This is a genomic window from Klebsiella sp. PK18 (assembly GCF_057784655.1).
Genome location: NZ_CM173493.1, coordinates 494,902 through 511,754, shown reverse-complemented (window position 1 = coordinate 511,754; position 16,853 = coordinate 494,902). Strand labels below are relative to the sequence as shown.

At 55.7% G+C, this 16,853-nt stretch carries 18 protein-coding genes; 4 read left to right on the top strand and 14 right to left on the bottom strand.

Annotated features, from left to right (window positions below; genetic code table 11):
• Positions 1-13 precede the first annotated feature (13 nt).
• The 8 genes from oadA to mdh form a co-directional block, all read right to left on the bottom strand.
• A complete protein-coding gene (gene oadA / locus AC3EMD_RS02495; RefSeq protein WP_302073915.1) occupies positions 14-1,780 on the bottom strand; it encodes a sodium-extruding oxaloacetate decarboxylase subunit alpha in 1,767 nt (588 codons plus the stop codon).
• Positions 1,781-1,795: 15 nt separating this feature from the next.
• Positions 1,796-2,041 (bottom strand): oxaloacetate decarboxylase subunit gamma, encoded by a 246-nt coding sequence (locus AC3EMD_RS02490; protein WP_302073914.1) that lies wholly within the window; start codon positions 2,039-2,041, stop codon positions 1,796-1,798.
• Positions 2,042-2,183: 142 nt separating this feature from the next.
• Positions 2,184-2,801 (bottom strand): L(+)-tartrate dehydratase subunit beta, encoded by a 618-nt coding sequence (gene ttdB / locus AC3EMD_RS02485; RefSeq protein WP_012967163.1) that lies wholly within the window; start codon positions 2,799-2,801, stop codon positions 2,184-2,186.
• Positions 2,801-3,700, bottom strand: coding sequence for a L(+)-tartrate dehydratase subunit alpha (gene ttdA, locus AC3EMD_RS02480; protein ID WP_008806674.1), 900 nt, complete (start codon positions 3,698-3,700; stop codon positions 2,801-2,803). The genes ttdB and ttdA overlap by 1 nt, the downstream gene beginning before the upstream one ends.
• Positions 3,701-3,732: 32 nt before the next feature.
• Positions 3,733-5,001 carry an SLC13 family permease gene (locus AC3EMD_RS02475; protein ID WP_012967161.1) on the bottom strand — a complete coding sequence of 423 codons (1,269 nt, stop codon included), beginning with the start codon at positions 4,999-5,001 and terminating at the stop codon, positions 3,733-3,735.
• 211 nt (positions 5,002-5,212) lie between these two features.
• Positions 5,213-5,878 (bottom strand): GntR family transcriptional regulator, encoded by a 666-nt coding sequence (locus AC3EMD_RS02470; RefSeq protein ID WP_032733866.1) that lies wholly within the window; start codon positions 5,876-5,878, stop codon positions 5,213-5,215.
• Complete coding sequence (locus AC3EMD_RS02465; protein ID WP_008806677.1) at positions 5,865-6,494, bottom strand: GntR family transcriptional regulator; 630 nt, start codon at positions 6,492-6,494, stop codon at positions 5,865-5,867. Before AC3EMD_RS02465 ends, AC3EMD_RS02470 begins: the two co-directional genes overlap by 14 nt.
• Before the next feature lie 131 nt (positions 6,495-6,625).
• Positions 6,626-7,564: a malate dehydrogenase gene (gene mdh / locus AC3EMD_RS02460; RefSeq protein ID WP_008806678.1), complete on the bottom strand. Its 939-nt coding sequence runs from the start codon at positions 7,562-7,564 to the stop codon at positions 6,626-6,628.
• Between the two features lie 414 nt (positions 7,565-7,978).
• Here mdh and argR point away from each other — a divergent pair, with 414 nt between their 5' ends.
• From argR to yhcN-B, 3 genes are all read left to right on the top strand, one after another.
• On the top strand, positions 7,979-8,449 hold the full coding sequence (argR, locus tag AC3EMD_RS02455; RefSeq protein ID WP_002918625.1) for a transcriptional regulator ArgR: 471 nt from the start codon (positions 7,979-7,981) through the stop codon (positions 8,447-8,449).
• Between the two features lie 373 nt (positions 8,450-8,822).
• Complete coding sequence (gene yhcN, locus AC3EMD_RS02450; RefSeq protein WP_008806679.1) at positions 8,823-9,086, top strand: peroxide/acid stress response protein YhcN; 264 nt, start codon at positions 8,823-8,825, stop codon at positions 9,084-9,086.
• Between the two features lie 98 nt (positions 9,087-9,184).
• Positions 9,185-9,451 carry a DUF1471 family stress response protein YhcN-B gene (gene yhcN-B / locus AC3EMD_RS02445; protein WP_008806680.1) on the top strand — a complete coding sequence of 89 codons (267 nt, stop codon included), beginning with the start codon at positions 9,185-9,187 and terminating at the stop codon, positions 9,449-9,451.
• Between the two features lie 111 nt (positions 9,452-9,562).
• Here yhcN-B and AC3EMD_RS02440 read toward each other — a convergent pair whose 3' ends face one another.
• The 5 genes from AC3EMD_RS02440 to aaeX all read right to left on the bottom strand — a co-directional run bounded on the left by AC3EMD_RS02440 (position 9,563) and on the right by aaeX (position 14,311).
• Positions 9,563-10,585 (bottom strand): alpha/beta hydrolase, encoded by a 1,023-nt coding sequence (locus tag AC3EMD_RS02440; protein WP_064171729.1) that lies wholly within the window; start codon positions 10,583-10,585, stop codon positions 9,563-9,565.
• Positions 10,586-10,839: 254 nt separating this feature from the next.
• The gene (locus tag AC3EMD_RS02435) at positions 10,840-11,115 is read right to left on the bottom strand and encodes a barstar family protein (RefSeq protein ID WP_012540452.1); all 276 of its coding nucleotides are present in this window, start codon (positions 11,113-11,115) and stop codon (positions 10,840-10,842) included.
• Positions 11,116-11,194: 79 nt separating this feature from the next.
• Positions 11,195-13,162, bottom strand: coding sequence for a p-hydroxybenzoic acid efflux pump subunit AaeB (gene aaeB, locus AC3EMD_RS02430; RefSeq protein ID WP_008806682.1), 1,968 nt, complete (start codon positions 13,160-13,162; stop codon positions 11,195-11,197).
• A gap of 5 nt (positions 13,163-13,167) precedes the next feature.
• Complete coding sequence (aaeA, locus tag AC3EMD_RS02425; RefSeq protein WP_008806683.1) at positions 13,168-14,100, bottom strand: p-hydroxybenzoic acid efflux pump subunit AaeA; 933 nt, start codon at positions 14,098-14,100, stop codon at positions 13,168-13,170.
• Between the two features lie 7 nt (positions 14,101-14,107).
• Positions 14,108-14,311 carry a p-hydroxybenzoic acid efflux pump operon protein AaeX gene (gene aaeX, locus AC3EMD_RS02420; protein WP_002918640.1) on the bottom strand — a complete coding sequence of 68 codons (204 nt, stop codon included), beginning with the start codon at positions 14,309-14,311 and terminating at the stop codon, positions 14,108-14,110.
• Positions 14,312-14,442: 131 nt separating this feature from the next.
• Between aaeX and aaeR the strand changes: the two genes are divergently transcribed.
• Entirely contained in the window at positions 14,443-15,372 is a 930-nt protein-coding gene (gene aaeR, locus AC3EMD_RS02415; protein ID WP_008806684.1) for an HTH-type transcriptional activator AaeR, read from the top strand.
• Between the two features lie 35 nt (positions 15,373-15,407).
• On the opposite strand, the gene tldD is transcribed toward aaeR, so the two are convergent.
• A complete protein-coding gene (gene tldD, locus AC3EMD_RS02410; protein WP_008806685.1) occupies positions 15,408-16,853 on the bottom strand; it encodes a metalloprotease TldD in 1,446 nt (481 codons plus the stop codon).

Sequence of the window (16,853 nt, the reverse complement as noted above, 5' to 3'; positions counted from 1 at the left end):
CCGCTCCTCGTCCTTACGCCAGCTGCAGCAGAGTGTCGCCGACCGCCACCGCGTCGCCGGCTTTCACCGCGATGCCGCGCACGGTCCCGGCCTGCGCGGCGCGGATTTCGGTCTCCATCTTCATGGCTTCCAGAATCAGCAGCACCTCGCCTTCGGCCACCGCCTGGCCCTCCGCGGCCAGCACCTTCCAGATAGTGCCCGCCAGCGGGGCGGTCACCGGGGTGCCGGCGCCGGCCGGAGCCGGGGCAGCAGGCGCAGCGGCCACCGGCGCGGCGCTGAGCTGGCTGACGTCGCCGCCGTCGCTGACTTTGACCACAAAGGCTTTGCCTTCCACTTCGACGGTGTAGACGCCGGAGGCGGCAGGTTTTTCTGCTTTTGCCAGCGGCTGCGCGGCTTCCGCCTGCGGTACCGGCTCAAAGGCTGCCGGGTTGTGGCGGTTTTCGAGGAACTTCAGGCCGGGCTGCGGGAACAGGGCCACGGTGAGCACGTCGTCGATGGCGTTTTCGGCAAGGGTGATGCCTTTCTCCTGCGCCTGGCGTCTGACGTCGGCTTCCAGCTGCGCCAGCTCCGGCTTCAGCAGGTCGGCCGGGCGGCAGGTGATGGCTTCAGCGCCCTCGAGCACCCGCGCCTGCAGAGCGGCGTTCACCGGCGCCGGGGTGTGGCCGTACTCACCCTTCAGGATACCGGCGGTCTCCTTCGCGATGGTTTTGTAGCGCTCGCCGGTCAGGACGTTGAGCACCGCCTGGGTGCCAACAATCTGCGAGGTCGGGGTCACCAGCGGGATGAAGCCGAGGTCCTCGCGCACGCGGGGGATTTCCGCCAGCACCTCATCCAGACGGTGGGCGGCGCTCTGCTGCTTCAGCTGGCTTTCGAGGTTGGTGAGCATCCCGCCCGGGACCTGGGCGACGAGGATGCGGCTGTCGGTGCCCTTCAGCTGGCCTTCGAAGGCGTGGTACTTCTTACGCACCTCGCGGAAGTACGCGGCGATGCTCTCCAGCTTGTGGATATCCAGCCCGGTGTCATATTGCGTGCCGGCGAGGGTGGCGACCAGCGCCTCGGTGGCCGGGTGGCCGTAGGTGGCGCTCATCGAGGAGATGGCGGTGTCGACGCCGTCGACCCCGGCTTCAATGGCCTTCAGCAGGGCCATCTCCGCCATCCCGGTGGTGGCATGACAGTGCAGGTGCAGGGTGACGTCGTAGCGCTTCTTGATTTCGCTGACCAGCGCAAAGGCGGCATGCGGCGTCAGAATGCCGGACATGTCCTTGATGGCGACGGAGTCGACGCCGGTCTCCAGCAGCTGTTCGGTGAGGTCAAGCCAGGTCTGCAGGGTGTGCGCCGGGCTGGTGGTGTACGAAAGCGTGCCCTGGGCGTGGGCGCCGTGGCGGCGGACCGCCTGCAGGGCGGCCTGCATGTTGCGCGGGTCGTTCATGGCGTCGAAGACGCGGAAGACGTCCATGCCGTTTTTGACGGCGCGCTCCACGAAGCGCTCCACCACGTCGTCGGCGTAGTGGCGGTAGCCGAGCAGGTTCTGGCCGCGGAGCAGCATCTGCAGCGGGGTCTTCGGCATCGCCTTTTTCAGCTCGCGCAGGCGGACCCACGGGTCCTCGCCGAGGAAGCGGATGCAGGCGTCAAAGGTGGCGCCGCCCCAGCACTCAAGGGAGCGGTAGCCGACGTCATCCAGCTGAGCGGCGACGGGGAGCATATCGTCGAGACGCAGACGGGTGGCGAACAGGGACTGGTGGGCGTCGCGCAGGACGACATCGGTAATGGCAACGGTCATAAATTCCTCCGTGAATTAAGGGTGAAGACGGCGATGGTGGTGAATGGCGGCGACAATCGCCGGCTTTAAGCGGGCGAAGTCGTCGGCGGGCGCGACGGCGGCCGGTTTGGGGGCGGCAGGCGGCTCGGGAAACAGGCGGTTGACGGCGAGGGACATTCCCCGGATGGCGAAAATGAGCAGCAGCAGGAACACCAGCACAAAGCCCATGCCGAGAAACATCAGGGTGAAGCCTTCGCCTAACAGGACGGCATTGTTAGTCATAAAATAGCCTTTGGGAGGGGGCGCAATAATGGCTAACAGCAGACCGCGTTAGCCGAGTGGATTTCCCCGGACCGCCTGGTCAGAAGCCTCTGTTTAGCAGTCAGCTGCCGCTGCCATTACTGCGCTATATATTCAATCGGGGTTATTTAATGAAGCTCACATGTTTGCAGATTTCATCGGCGACCATGTCTTTGCGCTGATTAAAGATCACTTTATTCTGCTCAAACAGGTTATTGCCGTGGGTATCGATTGAGACAATTAACGGCCCGAACTCTTTCACCCGACATACCCATAAGGTTTCCGGCATCCCTAAATCACGCCACTGCGCATCTTCGATTTCTTCCACGCAGACCGCGGCGACGACCGCGCAGCCGGCCGGGAACACGCAGTGCAAGGCTTTATGCTCGGCGCAACCCTCTTCAGTTCCCTTCCCCATACCGCCTTTACCAACGATTAATTTCACGCCAGTCCTGGCAATAAACTCTTTTTCAAATTTCTCCATGCGCATACTGGTGGTCGGCCCAACGGAGACCATTTCAAATTTATCTTCCGAACCTTTAATCGGTCGCACAATCGGCCCGGCATGCAATATCGCGCCACCGGCAACATTGACCGGTAATTCACGCCCGCCCTCAATTAAGCGACGATGAGCCACATCGCGACAGGTCACAATATGGCCGTTGAGATAAATGATATCGCCCGCTTTAATATCAGCTAAATCTTCATCTTTAATGGGCGTAGTGAGTATTTTTTTAGCCATCAGAATGCCACTCCTGTGTGAGACGTAATGGTGTAGTTCAGGTCTTTATCGAAAACGATATGTCCTTTGCGGTGCGACCAGCAGCCGACGTTGACCGCCACGCCAATGGTGGAAGGATGGCGTGCGGTATTTTCGATATTGACGCCCATCACGGAGGTATTGCCGGACATCCCCTGCGGGCCCAGACCGATTTTGTTGATGCCGTCTTCGAGCATTTTTTCCAGCGATGCCGCCCGTTCGTTATCATTGTGCGAGCCAATCGGGCGCATCAGCGCTTTCTTCGACAGCAGCGCCGCGGTTTCCACCGACGTTGCCACCCCAACGCCAACCAGCAATGGCGGACAGGCGTTCAGGCCATAGCTGGTCATCACATCCAGCACAAAGCGGGTCACCCCTTCATAGCCAGCGCCAGGCATTAACACCATCGCTTTACCCGGCAGCGAGCAGCCGCCGCCAGCCATATAGGTGTAGATGCTGCACTGATCGGAATTGGGAACGATCTCCCAGAAGACCGTCGGCGTACCTTTACCGACGTTTTTACCGGTGTTGTATTCATCAAAGGTCTCGACGCTGTTATGACGCAGCGGGGAGTCGACGGTGGCTTTGATCACCGATTCGCGCAGCAGCGCTTCCAGTTCGCCGATCAGCGGAAAGTTGGCGCCGCACTCCACCAGAAACTGGATCACGCCGGTATCCTGGCAGGAGGGACGATCCAGCTCTTTCGCCAGACGCTGGTTTTCAATCATGGTGGTAAAGATGACGTCCGCCAGCTGGCTGGTCTCTTTCTTATGCAACTCTTTTAGTTTTGCCGTGACGTCATCAGGCAATACTTTGCCGGTATATCCCACAAATCTGGCCATGATGTCGGTCATGCGGGATATCTGTTCGCTTTTGCTCATAAAGGCTCCTTAGTCAGAACAGCGTCCGTAAGTTACGGATGAAAAGGGAAAAGGATTGGCAGCAGGATCAGGCTGACAATGGTGGAAACGATAATCAGAGGGATGCCGGATTTGGCGTAATCGACGAACTTATAGCCCCCGGCCGACAGCACCATCATATTGGCGGGCATCCCGATCGGCGTCGCATAGGCGCAGGAGCTGCCAATCACCGTCGCCATCAGCACCGCACGCGGATCGGCGCCCATACCGGCGGCAATCGACAGGCTCACCGGCACCAACAGCGCGACGGTGGCGGTATTGGACATAAAGTTGGTCATCACCACGGAGAGGGCAAAGACCACCACCAGCAGCATGAACGGCGAGGAGTTGTTGCCCAGCAGACCGATAACCTGGTCAGCCACCAGCTTGCCCGCCCCGGTCATTTCCAGCGCCTTTGCCAGCGCCAGGGTGCCGCCGAAAATAAAAATAGTCTGTGAATCAATGGCTTTGTAAGCTTGCTTTTCCGTCAGCACCCCGGTAACCACCAGCACCAGGGCACCGATACAGCCGGCCACCGCCAGGCTAATGCCGGTCTGTTTTTCGAAAATCATGCCGAGGATCGTGGCGATCAACACCACCAGGGACAGGATCTGCTTCCAGCGTGGAACGTGGCTGTAATCCCGCTGTTCGCCGACGCTGCCCACTTCCCCGCTGTTTGGATTATTGGGCAAAAACTTATAGCCGATGGTCAGGAAATAGAGGATGCCGCAGACCAGCATCGGTAGACCCACTTTCGCATACTCAAAGAAACCGAAGCCGCTGCCGATGTTCTGTAAGGCCGATTGCGCGATCAGGTTGCCCGGGGCGCCAATCAGCGACAGGTTGCCGCCCAGCGCGGCAGCAAACACCAGCGGCATCAGCAAACGCGAGCGGGAAAACCCCGATTTGGCGGCTACGCCAATGACGACCGGGATCAATACGGCTGCTGTACCGGTATTGGAGAGAAAACCTGACATCACGCCAACCACCACCATAATGGTGAAGATCAGCTGCTTCTCCGTTTTGGCGAAGTGAGTGATCACCCCACCGACTTTATTGGCCATCCCGGTTTCAAATAACGCCCCGCCGACGATGAACATGGCGACAAAAAGAATGACATTGCTGTCGATAAAACCGGCAAAGGCCTGCTTCAGATCCAATACGCCAGTGACCACTAACGCCACACAAACCACCATGGAAGTCACTGCCAGCGGCACTTTCTCCCAGACGAACATGACGATAGCGAACACCAGCAAACATAGGGTGATGGTAATCGGTTCCATACTTATAATTCTTCCTATCAATGATATATGATATTGTATCCAATATTGACGAGGGAGAAATTATTCCCATGCAAAAAGTAAGTCAATGCGTTTTTGTGGAATGATCGCGCAATGAGATCTACATCAAGATCCTGCGCAGATCGTCACATTGAGGAATTAATAACGTTGATAAATATAACAAACGCCAGCTATTCGCTGGCGATCGATCCGGTCAGGGAGCAGGATCGGGCAGGTAACGCGTGAGCATATTCTCCATCGAGCGGATGATATGCTCATGCATTCGCTGACGGGCCAGCGCTTCGCTATGCTGCTCAAGCGCTTGTAAGATCGCTTTATGTTCACGGAGGGAAATGACGGCGTACTCTTCTTCGGTCACCTTGTGCCCCATCGACAGTCCGTTCCACATGTTGCAGAGCAGCATCTTCATTTTTTCATTTCCCGCCGCGTTCCAGATCTCCATGTGGAAGGCCTGGTTCAGGTCGGAATATTCAGCAGAATTATTGTCTGCCAGCGCCTTCTCTGCGGCATAGTGAACCTGAGCGATGCGTGAAATATCGGTCCCTGGACGAGAAGCTTTCGCCACCGCTTCACTTTCCAGTACAGCGCGAATTTCGTAATGCTCGCGGATAGTCTGCTCATTAATCCCCAGCACCACCGCACCTTTATTCGGCCGCACTTGAATCAGACCATCGGCGGCTAAAATCTGAAACGCTTCACGTACCGGCATGCTGGAAACGCCAACCATTTTGGCAATCCCTTCAAGGGTAATTTCCTGCCCTTCCACTAAATCCCGCGAAAGGATCGCTTTACGCAAAACCGCCGCCACCTGCTCCTTCGCGGAAAGAAGCTTAATTTTCCCTAATTTAGGCTTCTGCACTTTCCCAATCCTTCATATGTTGACGCATTATCTCCGCAAGCATAAGGAAATAACGCTGTGTTGCCTGAGCAATTTTTTCGCCTTCGCCATGGCCAATGGCGCTCGCCAGTTCGTTCAGGATCTGCGCCGACTCCTGGCCATCCTCTTTCAGGTACAGAATGACATAGGAAATATAACCGTCCAAAAATTGCTGATACGCCTTTGCCAGATAGCGGTTATCAAGATAGGAAATCAGCAACTGATGAAACGCCAGTTCACCGGCATTATCGCCAGCACGCGCCAGCTCCTGCGCGCGCGCGCGAAGTAATTCCCCCTGATTTGCCGGCACGAGGGCAAACAGTTCAGCAGCCATCACCGCGATAACGCGAAAAATATGGCTCACATCCTCGACGGCCAGCGTGGAGACCTGCATATGTCGGTTAGGCAAGCGCACCAGAAATCCTTCCTGTTCAAGGGACTGTAGCGCTTCCCTAACCGGCATACGTGAAAGTCCCAATTGTTCCGCGATGTTCTCCTGAGTCAGTTCCTCCCCGGGTTTCATGGCGCCGGAGAGGATCTGATAACGAATCATCTGCGCGATTTGGTCCCGGGTCTGTTTTCTTTCGATCTTTTTCACGCTGTCCTCATGGCTGGTGGCTTAAAACGCGGGGGATTTTAGCAGATTTGCCCGACCGCTGGCGCATGGAGGCGAAAAGTGAGGCAATAAAAAGCCGGAACAACGGTTCCGGCTTTTTTGCACGTGCGAGGTTACTTGTTGACGAAGTCTTCGCCGAGCGCGATATCTTTCTTCAGGGTGTCCAGCATGCCTTCCAGCGCCTGCTGCTCAAAGGCGCTGAGTTTGCCGATAGACTGTCGCTCTTCCACGCCGTTTTTTCCCAGCAGCAGCGGCTGGGAGAAGAAACGCGCATAGTGGCCGTCGCCTTCCACGTAGGCGCACTCCACCACACCTTTCTCTCCCTGCATCGCGCGAACCAGAGAGAGACCAAAGCGCGCAGCCGCCTGACCCATCGACAACGTCGCCGACCCACCGCCCGCTTTCGCTTCCACGACTTCGGTACCGGCATTTTGAATGCGTTTAGTCAGATCGGCCACTTCCTGATCGCTGAAGCTGACGCCCGGGATCTGCGACAATAATGGCAGAATGGTGACGCCGGAGTGACCACCAATGACCGGGACTTCCACCTCGGTTGCCGATTTACCTTTCAGCTCAGCGACAAAGGTATTGGAGCGGATAATGTCCAGCGTGGTGACGCCGAACAGCTTGTTTTTATCGTACACGCCGGCTTTTTTCAGCACTTCGGCGGCGATAGCCACGGTGGTATTCACCGGGTTGGTGATAACACCGATGCAGGCCTGTGGGCAGGTTTTGGCAATCTGCTGCACCAGGTTCTTAACGATGCCGGCATTCACATTAAACAGGTCGGAACGATCCATGCCGGGCTTACGCGCTACGCCCGCGGAGATCAGCACCACATCAGCGCCTTCCAGCGCCGGGGTAGCATCTTCACCGGAAAATCCTTTAATTTTTACATCTGTGGGGATATGACTTAGATCTACCGCCACGCCCGGCGTAACCGGAGCGATGTCGTACAACGAGAGCTCTGAACCTGAAGGCAGTTGGGTCTTAAGTAGTAGGGCAAGCGCCTGGCCGATACCACCGGCGGCGCCAAGGACTGCAACTTTCATCCTAAACTCCTTATTATGGTTAATTTAGTCTTTCGTTATTCCGTCGCCTGGACCTTAATTCACAAGATGAACAATTACAATGATTATGGCTGAAGAATGCATTATTGTGCGTAGCAATAGAACAGCGGCGCACTTTATGCTTCCTGACTGACCATCCAGCAAAGCGAAGTACCGGATCGACTGTTGGTTACAATACACCCAGCCAGTTGCGCAAAACAACACCAACTCAATAACATTTCATTTACTTTTACATGGCTTTAAGCGTTGTGATGTGAACATGTTCCTTATATGGTTTTTTTGCTAAAATATGCCCCCTTCATAACATTATTGACCTATCCCGTTGCGGATTATTTGCATAAAAATTCACGGTTATGCATAATGATGTTGTTTTTACCACCATAATCTGGGTGACTTATGCGAAGTTCGGCAAAACAAGAAGAACTGGTTAAAGCGTTTAAAGCGCTGCTTAAAGAAGAAAAATTCAGCTCGCAGGGTGAGATCGTCCAGGCGCTGCAGGAAGAAGGCTTCGAGAATATCAACCAATCGAAGGTCTCCCGCATGCTCACCAAATTTGGCGCGGTTCGTACCCGTAACGCCAAAATGGAAATGGTCTATTGCCTGCCTGCTGAGCTTGGCGTGCCGACCACCTCCAGCCCGCTGAAAAATCTGGTGCTGGATATCGACTATAACGATGCCGTCGTGGTGATTCACACCAGCCCCGGCGCGGCGCAGCTGATTGCCCGTCTTCTCGACTCGCTGGGCAAGGCGGAAGGTATTCTCGGCAGCATCGCCGGGGATGACACCATCTTCACCACCCCTGCGCGCGGCTTTACGGTGAAAGATCTGCACGACGCCATCCTGGTCCTGTTCGAACAGGAACTCTGAGTATTCCCCTCTGGCAATCGTCAGAGGGCGACTCCCCTTTCTTTCTCTCTCACGCCCCTCAATCCAACAATTATTTAACATTTTGTGTGATTTAACGCGTCTATACGTTCTTTTACTTAAGGGAAACGCCTAAAACGCACAAAAGATCAAATTCGCATACCTTTATGATTTTATTAGAAATAAATCTTATCACTGCGGATAAGTTGTCATTTTTAATTCTTATAGGTTATAAAAAGCGCAATTCATTGTAACTATTAACGCGCAAAACAATTAGCATGGTATTAATATTTTTGGTGATTAGTGTATACTTGGTTTTGTGATGAGGGTCACGAAACAAAGACCCTCAACAAAAAGATTCGACGAGGTGAACATCATGAAAATCAAAACCACTGTAGCAGCACTCAGCATCCTGTCCGTCGTGTCGTTTGGCGCTTTTGCCGCTGACGTTATCAACAGCGAGCAAGCCCAGGGCCGCGAGGCCATCGGCACAGTTTCCGTCGGCGCGGTAGCCTCTTCCCCGATGGATATGCATGAAATGCTGAACAAGAAAGCGCAGGAAGAAGGGGCTTCTTCTTATCGCATTATCGAAGCCCGCACTGGCGACCACTGGCATGCCACCGCTGAGCTTTATAAATAAGTTGTAGTTCGTCAACGACTAACCCGACACAGATTCTCTACCGCGGCCTGGGCGCATACATCCCCCGCCGCGGCAAAACAAAGACTGGAGTAAAGATTATGAAACGCGCAATGATCATCGCATCCCTTGGCCTGGCTTCCGTTCTCTCTTTCGGCGCAAGCGCGGCCGTTCAGCAAGTTAACGCTGAACAAGCACAAAACCTGCAGTCCATGGGCACCATCTCCGTATCCCAGGTAGGTAGTGCGCCAATGGACATGCGTCAGGAGCTGGCCGCTAAAGCCGAGAAAGAAGGCGCCAGCAGCTACCGTATTATTGAAGCACGTACCGGCGATAGCTGGCACGCCACCGCTGAGCTGTACAAATAAACCCTCGTCGTCTTATTTCGACGACTTGCCCCCGCCTGCCGGGGGCTTTTTTTTGGTTCATCGCCAGACCCGTCCGAACAATGCGTTCCGCCTCCATAACGGAACAGCGATTTACAGATTGGCGTCCTTATCTTTCGTCCCGTTGGCAGTGTGAACCGGCGCGCCGAGCGTCGCTTTAAACCAGTTGACCACGCGATCGATAACCGGCTTCTGATACCAGCTATCGTCGCCATGTTCAGCGCCTTCGACCAGTACATAGTCTGCCTTATTACCTTCCGCTTTTAATGCCTTATATAACTGCGCGCTTTGGACAGGTGAAACCAGGGTGTCAGCGCTGCCATGCATAATCAACATTGGCGGTTCGTTACGAGAGATATGCCCCATCGGGCTGGCATTGAGCGCTTTTTGCCGGTCACTGCCGATAGCCGCGCCAGGCCAGTCGCGAAAAGCGCTGCCATGGACCAGGAGCGCCTCCGTCACGGCCGGCGAGGCGTGCACGTGCTGAACCTCTGGTGGGAAGCCTTCACCAATATTCAATAGATTAGAGATGCCATATAGCGTCGCTGCGGCCTGGACATCGGAAGACTGGTCGAGAAAATCGCCCTGCTCCCAGGCTTTCTCGCCGTGCGTCAGCGCCATCATCTGCGCCATATAGCCGCCAGCAGAATCGCCCAACACGCCGATACGTTTAGGATCAATGCCATATTCCGCCGCGTGGGCGCGCAAGTAGCGGATAGCCGCTTTACCATCGACAACCGGCGCCGGAAACGTGTCTGGTACCGTGCGGTATTCCGCCGCTGCGACGACAAATCCGGCTTCCGCCAGCGCCATGCGCATTTCGATAAATTTATCCCATGCCGCGCTGGTAAAGCCGCCACCAGGGAAGTAGACAATGGCGGGCTTTAGATCGTGATTGCGCGGCACCAGCAAAGACATATGCATCTGACGCACAGAGACCGCGTTTTTAACCTGGCCATAAACCACGCCATTGAATGTGTCGATACGGCCACGAGTCTGGTCCACGTGAATAACCTGCGCACCATCAACATAACCAGGGAGTTCCGCAGCGTAGGCTGTCGCAGACATGGTGCCCAGCATCAGGCCGCTGGTGAATAACAAAGGAAGGGTTTTCATGGTATTCAGTCCTGGAGAATACCTGCCAATAGCAGGTCAAATACAAAATGCGATCGCGTTTCAGGCAGTGTATCCCCGAAAAATCACCATGAATAATGCGCTTTTTGTATTAAATTCATCTACTTTTTTGATGAAAACAGCCATTTATCGCTCAACACTGGTCACGAACGACAGCACAATGTTAGTGGCCGGCAGGATACAGATGACGTCATCCTGAAAATCAAAGCCGTGTTTCTCGGTTTAAAAGATGAACGTTAGCTATGCCGGGCGTTAAAGCGCAACTCCCCCTCCAGCTCCTCTTCTGCTTCATCAAATAATAAAATCAGCGCGCCGAAGCGCCGACGCTGCTTGTCGTTTAAATGAATAAACTCAATATCCAGCGGCAATGGCAGCAGCCCACCAGTCACCGCGTCCCACAGTGAATCGAGGTTGTTGACCTTATCCTGAGCCAGCTCAAAGGTTCGGGAAAACTCCCGGTAGAAATCCTGTTGTTCGGCGATTTCGTCAAAATCAAACGTATAGGTGGTCATGGCAGCCCCTCCCGCTTCTCTTCCTGTCGCCGTTAAGTATAGCGATAAAAAAACCGACGCCTGGGCGTCGGTTTAGGGGTTAACTGCTGGTCAGCACATGCTGGTACTTGTGCAACATCTCAACCAGCCGCCGCACGGGCTCGGTCACCTGGGGCGAAGCCTCCCAGACCCGCAACTTCTCCTGATAGACATCAAGCTCAGCCAGCAGCTGGGTAAAGTAGCGCCGACGCTTATCATCACTCCCGGCGGAGATCACATGATCTGCGGTACGTCGCAGCTGTCGATGGAAGGCCGACAGATCGTCGTTCACCGGCACGGGCGCATCACGCAGGCGCTGATGGGCAATAATCAACGTCAATGCCAGACGGAAGCGGGCGACATCGCCGGGGAACTTATTGAGCAATAAAAACAACTGCTGATAGAGCGCGGGCAGATGGTTCTCTTTACGACGCGCCGAGTTCGTTGTCAGCGAAGAGACCGCCGCAGAGACAAACTGATTCAACAGCACCCGACCGGTTCTGGCCCGAGAATTATCCCTGACAATGAGAATGACCATCAGGGCAAGGAAACAGCCGACGATCTGCCCCAGCGCACTGTCGAGGAACTGACTGAACTGAAACTGCATCGGGTTATCCAGCACCAGAATGTTAATGGTGCTCGCCAGCGCCCCCAGCGATCCGAGACGCCTTTTCTGCACTTCGATACCGATAAAGAACGCCATCGCCGCCAGGCTGATGCAAAGCAGCAGCATGCTCTGCTGCGTCGCCGGCATGATCACCAGGAAGTACAGGGTACCCAGCGGTAACGCCGCCAGGGTGCCATAAAGGAAGTCCATCGCCACCATTCGGGGGTTAGGCAGGCGCATCGCCAGCGCGGTAACGACGGCAATCATCACCATCGCGCCGCTGCCTGAGGTCCAGCCTGTCCACAACCAGAACAGCGTCCCGAGGATACAGGAGACGGAGGTACGCCAGAAGTTCACCATCGCATGGTGGCGCTCAGCAGATTCCACTTTGACCACCGCTTCGCCACGCAGCACACTATCTTCAATGCGACTGATTTTGGTGTTACCCACCACGCCACGCTTAAGCAATAAGTAGCGCGTAGCGGCACCCACCCAGCTGTAGATGGTGACGGGCGTATTATGCTCGCCTTTCCAGGTCAGAAAACGGCGCATACGCTTCAGCTGCTGGTGGACGTCCTGCACTGTCTCCACCGGCTCGGCGAACAGCTCACGGTAGTCATCCGTCACCATTTCCGGGCGCGAGTTCTGAATCAGGTAGGTCTCGCAAGCCTGGGTGATAAGCGTTAATGAAAGGGTATTGATCGCCTTCAGGCGCTGATTCGCCTTCGCCCAGCGAGAGGATTCCATGATCAGATTACTGCGCATACCTTCCAGCGCCGTGGTGCGACGCACCAGCGCCCCCCACGCCTGATCCACTTCCTCTTTTTCACCGTGGGCGACGCATAACTGCATCAGCTTATATTGCGCAATCAGCAGGTTATCCAGCTCAAGGTCGATCTCTTTTTTAATCGAACGTGGAGAGAACAACAGGTCGGCGACGATAGCGCTGACAATACCGATGACAATTTCACTGCAGCGTTCGACCGCAAACTGCGGCGCCAGCATCGGATTGGTATGGATGGTGATAATGATAATCAGCGCAGTGTACCCGGCCAGTCCCCAGGCATAGGAGTTCTCGACCTTAACCAGCGACGAAATCCAGGTACAAAACCCGGCCCACAGGCAGCAAACCAGCATCATCAGCAGAGGCGCACGGATCATCAGGATGATGATAATCAGCGCCGCAATACAGCCAATAAAGGTCCCGGCAATTCGCAACATCCCACGATAGCGGATCGCGCCCGAGTAAGGTTCGCCGCCGGCAGCAAAGGCCGGCCCGGCGGCGACGATCGCTGCCGTCAGTACTGCCCAGCGCGGTGTTTCGAGCTGAAAATGGAAACCGACGAACAGCGCCAGCACCACCGCGCATGCAAGCTTAATGGCAAAGCGGAGATGCCGGGGAGCAATGGTATATGTCCCCATAGCGATTAACCGAATTCGCGCAGGCGCATAGCCAGTTTCTGGAAGAAGTTGGCCCGGCTGGTATCGCGGTCTTCTTTACCGGTGATCACCACCGTCGCCGTGGTGCCCGATGGCCACAGATTGCCCTGCTGCTGGTCGAGGCGAATACGCACCGGCACACGCTGCGCCAGACGTACCCACTCAAGGTTGGAGTCGACCGAGGCCATCCCTTTCGAGTCGCTGCTGCTGCTGGCGTTGGTCACCCCTGCAGCGATACTGTCCACTGTCCCTTTAATGGTTTTGCTGCTGCCAAGTGGGGTAATCTCCGCACGGTAGCCAGGGCGGACGCCTTCCAGCTTGGTCTCTTCCAGATAGGCCATGACGTAAAACGTATTCTCTTTCACCAGCGCCACCGCCGTGGAGCCACGGGTAATAAACTCCCCGGTATAGACGTTAAGGTTGGTCACCCAGCCATCCGCGGGGGCGCGAATTTCTGTGCGCTCGAGGTCCAGCCTGGCCAGATCGCGGCTGGCTACCGCTTTCGCCAACTGATGCTCAACGGTTTGCAGCACGTTGTTCGCCTGGTCTATTTCCTCCCGCGACATCGCCTGTATGCCCAGCTTATTACGCCGACCCGCTTCAACGCGCTTCTCCTGCGCTAAGGTCTGGTAGTAGGCGACATCGGCTTCCGCCTCCGCCAGCGCTTTTTGGTAACGAGGTTGGTCAATAACGAACAATACCTGGTCTTTCTTAACCAGTTGGTTATCCTTGACGTTTACCTGGGAAATCAGCCCGGAGACGTCAGGGGCAATCGCCACAATGTCAGCGCTAAAGCGCGCATCCCGCGTCCACGGCGAAGCGGTGTAATAGACCCAGGCGCGGAAAATCGCCACGAAAGCCAAAATGACCAGTATCACGGTAATAGCGGTACGGAGGATATTTCTTGTTAGTGTTTTCACATCAACCTCAAACGAACAAGCGCGATATCAAATAAAAAAGGCAGCAATATAGCGCCGTATTAAACAGTGCAGGGTGCCAGACAAAATCGTAAATGCCGGTCGGAACCAGCAGTCGATGCACCAGCCAAAAGATGGCCAGCGACAAAAGCAACTCGAAGAAGATCGGCGGAAACGATAAGCCGAAAATCACGATGACAGGAAACAGACTCATGATGACCTTGAATAAGAAGCGTACAGGTAGTGAGCAGATGCGTTTATTATGTAGCTAACAATATATTAACGTAACGATTGCCGCATTATCTACAATGTGTGATCTAAATCACTTTTAAGCCAGAGTGAATAATGGAACGATTAAAACGCATGTCCGTTTTCGCCAAAGTGGTCGAATTAGGTTCATTCACCGCGGCGGCCCGCCAGCTTCAGATGAGCGTTTCTTCGATCAGTCAGACCGTCGCCAAACTGGAAGATGAGCTGCAGGTAAAGCTGCTCAACCGCAGCACCCGCAGCCTTGGCTTAACTGAAGCAGGTAAAATCTATTACCAGGGCTGCCGTAGGATGCTGTTTGAAGCGCAGGATGTCCATGAGCAATTATACGCATTTAATAACACCCCCATCGGGACGCTGCGCATCGGTTGCTCTTCAACTATGGCACAAAATGTTCTGGCGCGCATAACGGCGGAAATGCTGAAAGAATACCCCGGACTCTCCGTCAATCTGGTCACCGGCATACCAGCCCCTGACCTGATCGCCGACGGCCTTGACGTGGTGATCCGCGTGGGGGCCCTGCAGGATTCCAGCCTTTTTTCCCGCCGCCTGGGCTCAATGCCGATGGTATTATGCGCCGCCAAAAGCTATCTGGCGCAGGCAGGCAATCCGGAGAAACCGGCCGACCTCGCCAGCCATTCATGGCTCGAATATAGCGTACGTCCGGATAACGAATTTGAAATTATCGCCCCGGAAGGGATCTCAACCCGCCTGATCCCGCAGGGGCGCTTTGTGACCAACGATCCCATGACGCTGATACGCTGGCTGACAGCCGGGGTGGGTATCGCTTATGTACCATTGATGTGGGCGATCGAAGAGATCAACCGCGGCGAGCTTGAGATCCTGCTGCCCAGCTATCAGTCCGATCCACGGCCGGTCTACGCGCTGTATACGGAAAAGGATAAACTGCCGCTGAAAGTGCAGGTCTGTATCAACTATCTGACAGAGTATTTTGTCGACGTGGCGAAGATCTATCAAGGCATGCACGGGCGCGGGATCGCCCGGTGAAGCGGTTCCCGGCAGCGCCGGGAACCTGGTCAGGATCAGGCGGTACCGCCGACGGTAAGATTATCGACCTTCAGGGTCGGCTGGCCGACGCCCACCGGCACGCTCTGGCCCTCTTTGCCACAAACGCCAACGCCGTTATCCAGCCGCAGGTCATTCCCTACCATCGAAATCTGCTGCATGGTTTCAATCCCGGAGCCGATCAGCGTGGCCCCTTTCACCGCCTTCGTGACCTTCCCTTTTTCGATCAGATAGGCTTCGGAGGTAGAGAAGACAAACTTACCGGAGGTGATATCCACCTGCCCGCCGCCAAAGTTAGGCGCGAAGATACCGTAATCGACCGACTCGATAATCTCCTGCGGCGTCGACTGGCCCGCCAGCATATAGGTATTGGTCATACGCGGCATCGGCAGATGGGCATACGACTCGCGACGGCCGTTACCGGTCGGCGCGACGCCCATCAGACGCGCATTGAGCTTATCCTGCATATAGCCTTTCAGGATGCCGTTTTCGATCAGCACGTTGTATTGCCCCGGCGTGCCTTCGTCATCGATGGCAACCGACCCGCGACGATCGACGATGGTGCCGTCATCCACCACGGTGCACAGCTCAGAGGCAACTAATTCCCCCATATGGCCGCTAAAGACCGAGGTGCCGCGACGGTTGAAATCACCTTCCAGCCCATGGCCGACCGCTTCGTGCAGCAGGACGCCAGGCCAGCCGGCGCCGAGCACCACCGGCAGCATCCCCGCCGGGGCGGCGACTGCCGAAAGGTTCACCAGCGCCATGCGCACGGCTTCTTTCGCCCAGGCATCAGCCCGCACGTCGCCCTCCTGGGAGGCGAGGAAATAGTCATAGCCAAAGCGTCCACCGCCGCCGCTGCTGCCGCGCTCACGCTTGCCATCCTCTTCCACCAGCACGCTGACCGAAAGGCGCACCAGCGGGCGAACATCCGCGGCGAGGGTGCCGTCGGTGGCGGCCACCAGAATCAGCTCATAAACGCCGCTCAGGCTGGCCGAAACTTCCTGCACGCGCTTGTCCGCCGCCCGGGCGACTTTGTCCACCCGGCGCAGAATATCCAGCTTCTCTTCCCGACTCATGCTCTGCAGCGGGTCGATGCTGGTGTACAAAGGGCTGTACTCAACGGCTCCCAGGGTCTGCACTTTGCCATTACCGGTATCACGCACAATCGTCCGCGCCGCCTGGGCGCTCTGCTCCAGCGCCAGCTTGCTAATCTGGTCCGCATAGGCAAAGCCCGTTTTTTCGCCGCTGACGGCGCGCACGCCTACGCCCTGGTCAATGTTGTACGACCCATCTTTAATGATGCTGTCTTCCAGAACCCAGGATTCGTGATAGCTCGACTGAAAATAGAGATCGCCGTAATCGAGGCGGCGCTCGGTCAGTTGACCAAGAATGGCAAACAGATCCTGATGATTCAGGCCATTTGCCGACAGTAATTGTTCACTTACCAGGTTCAGACTCAT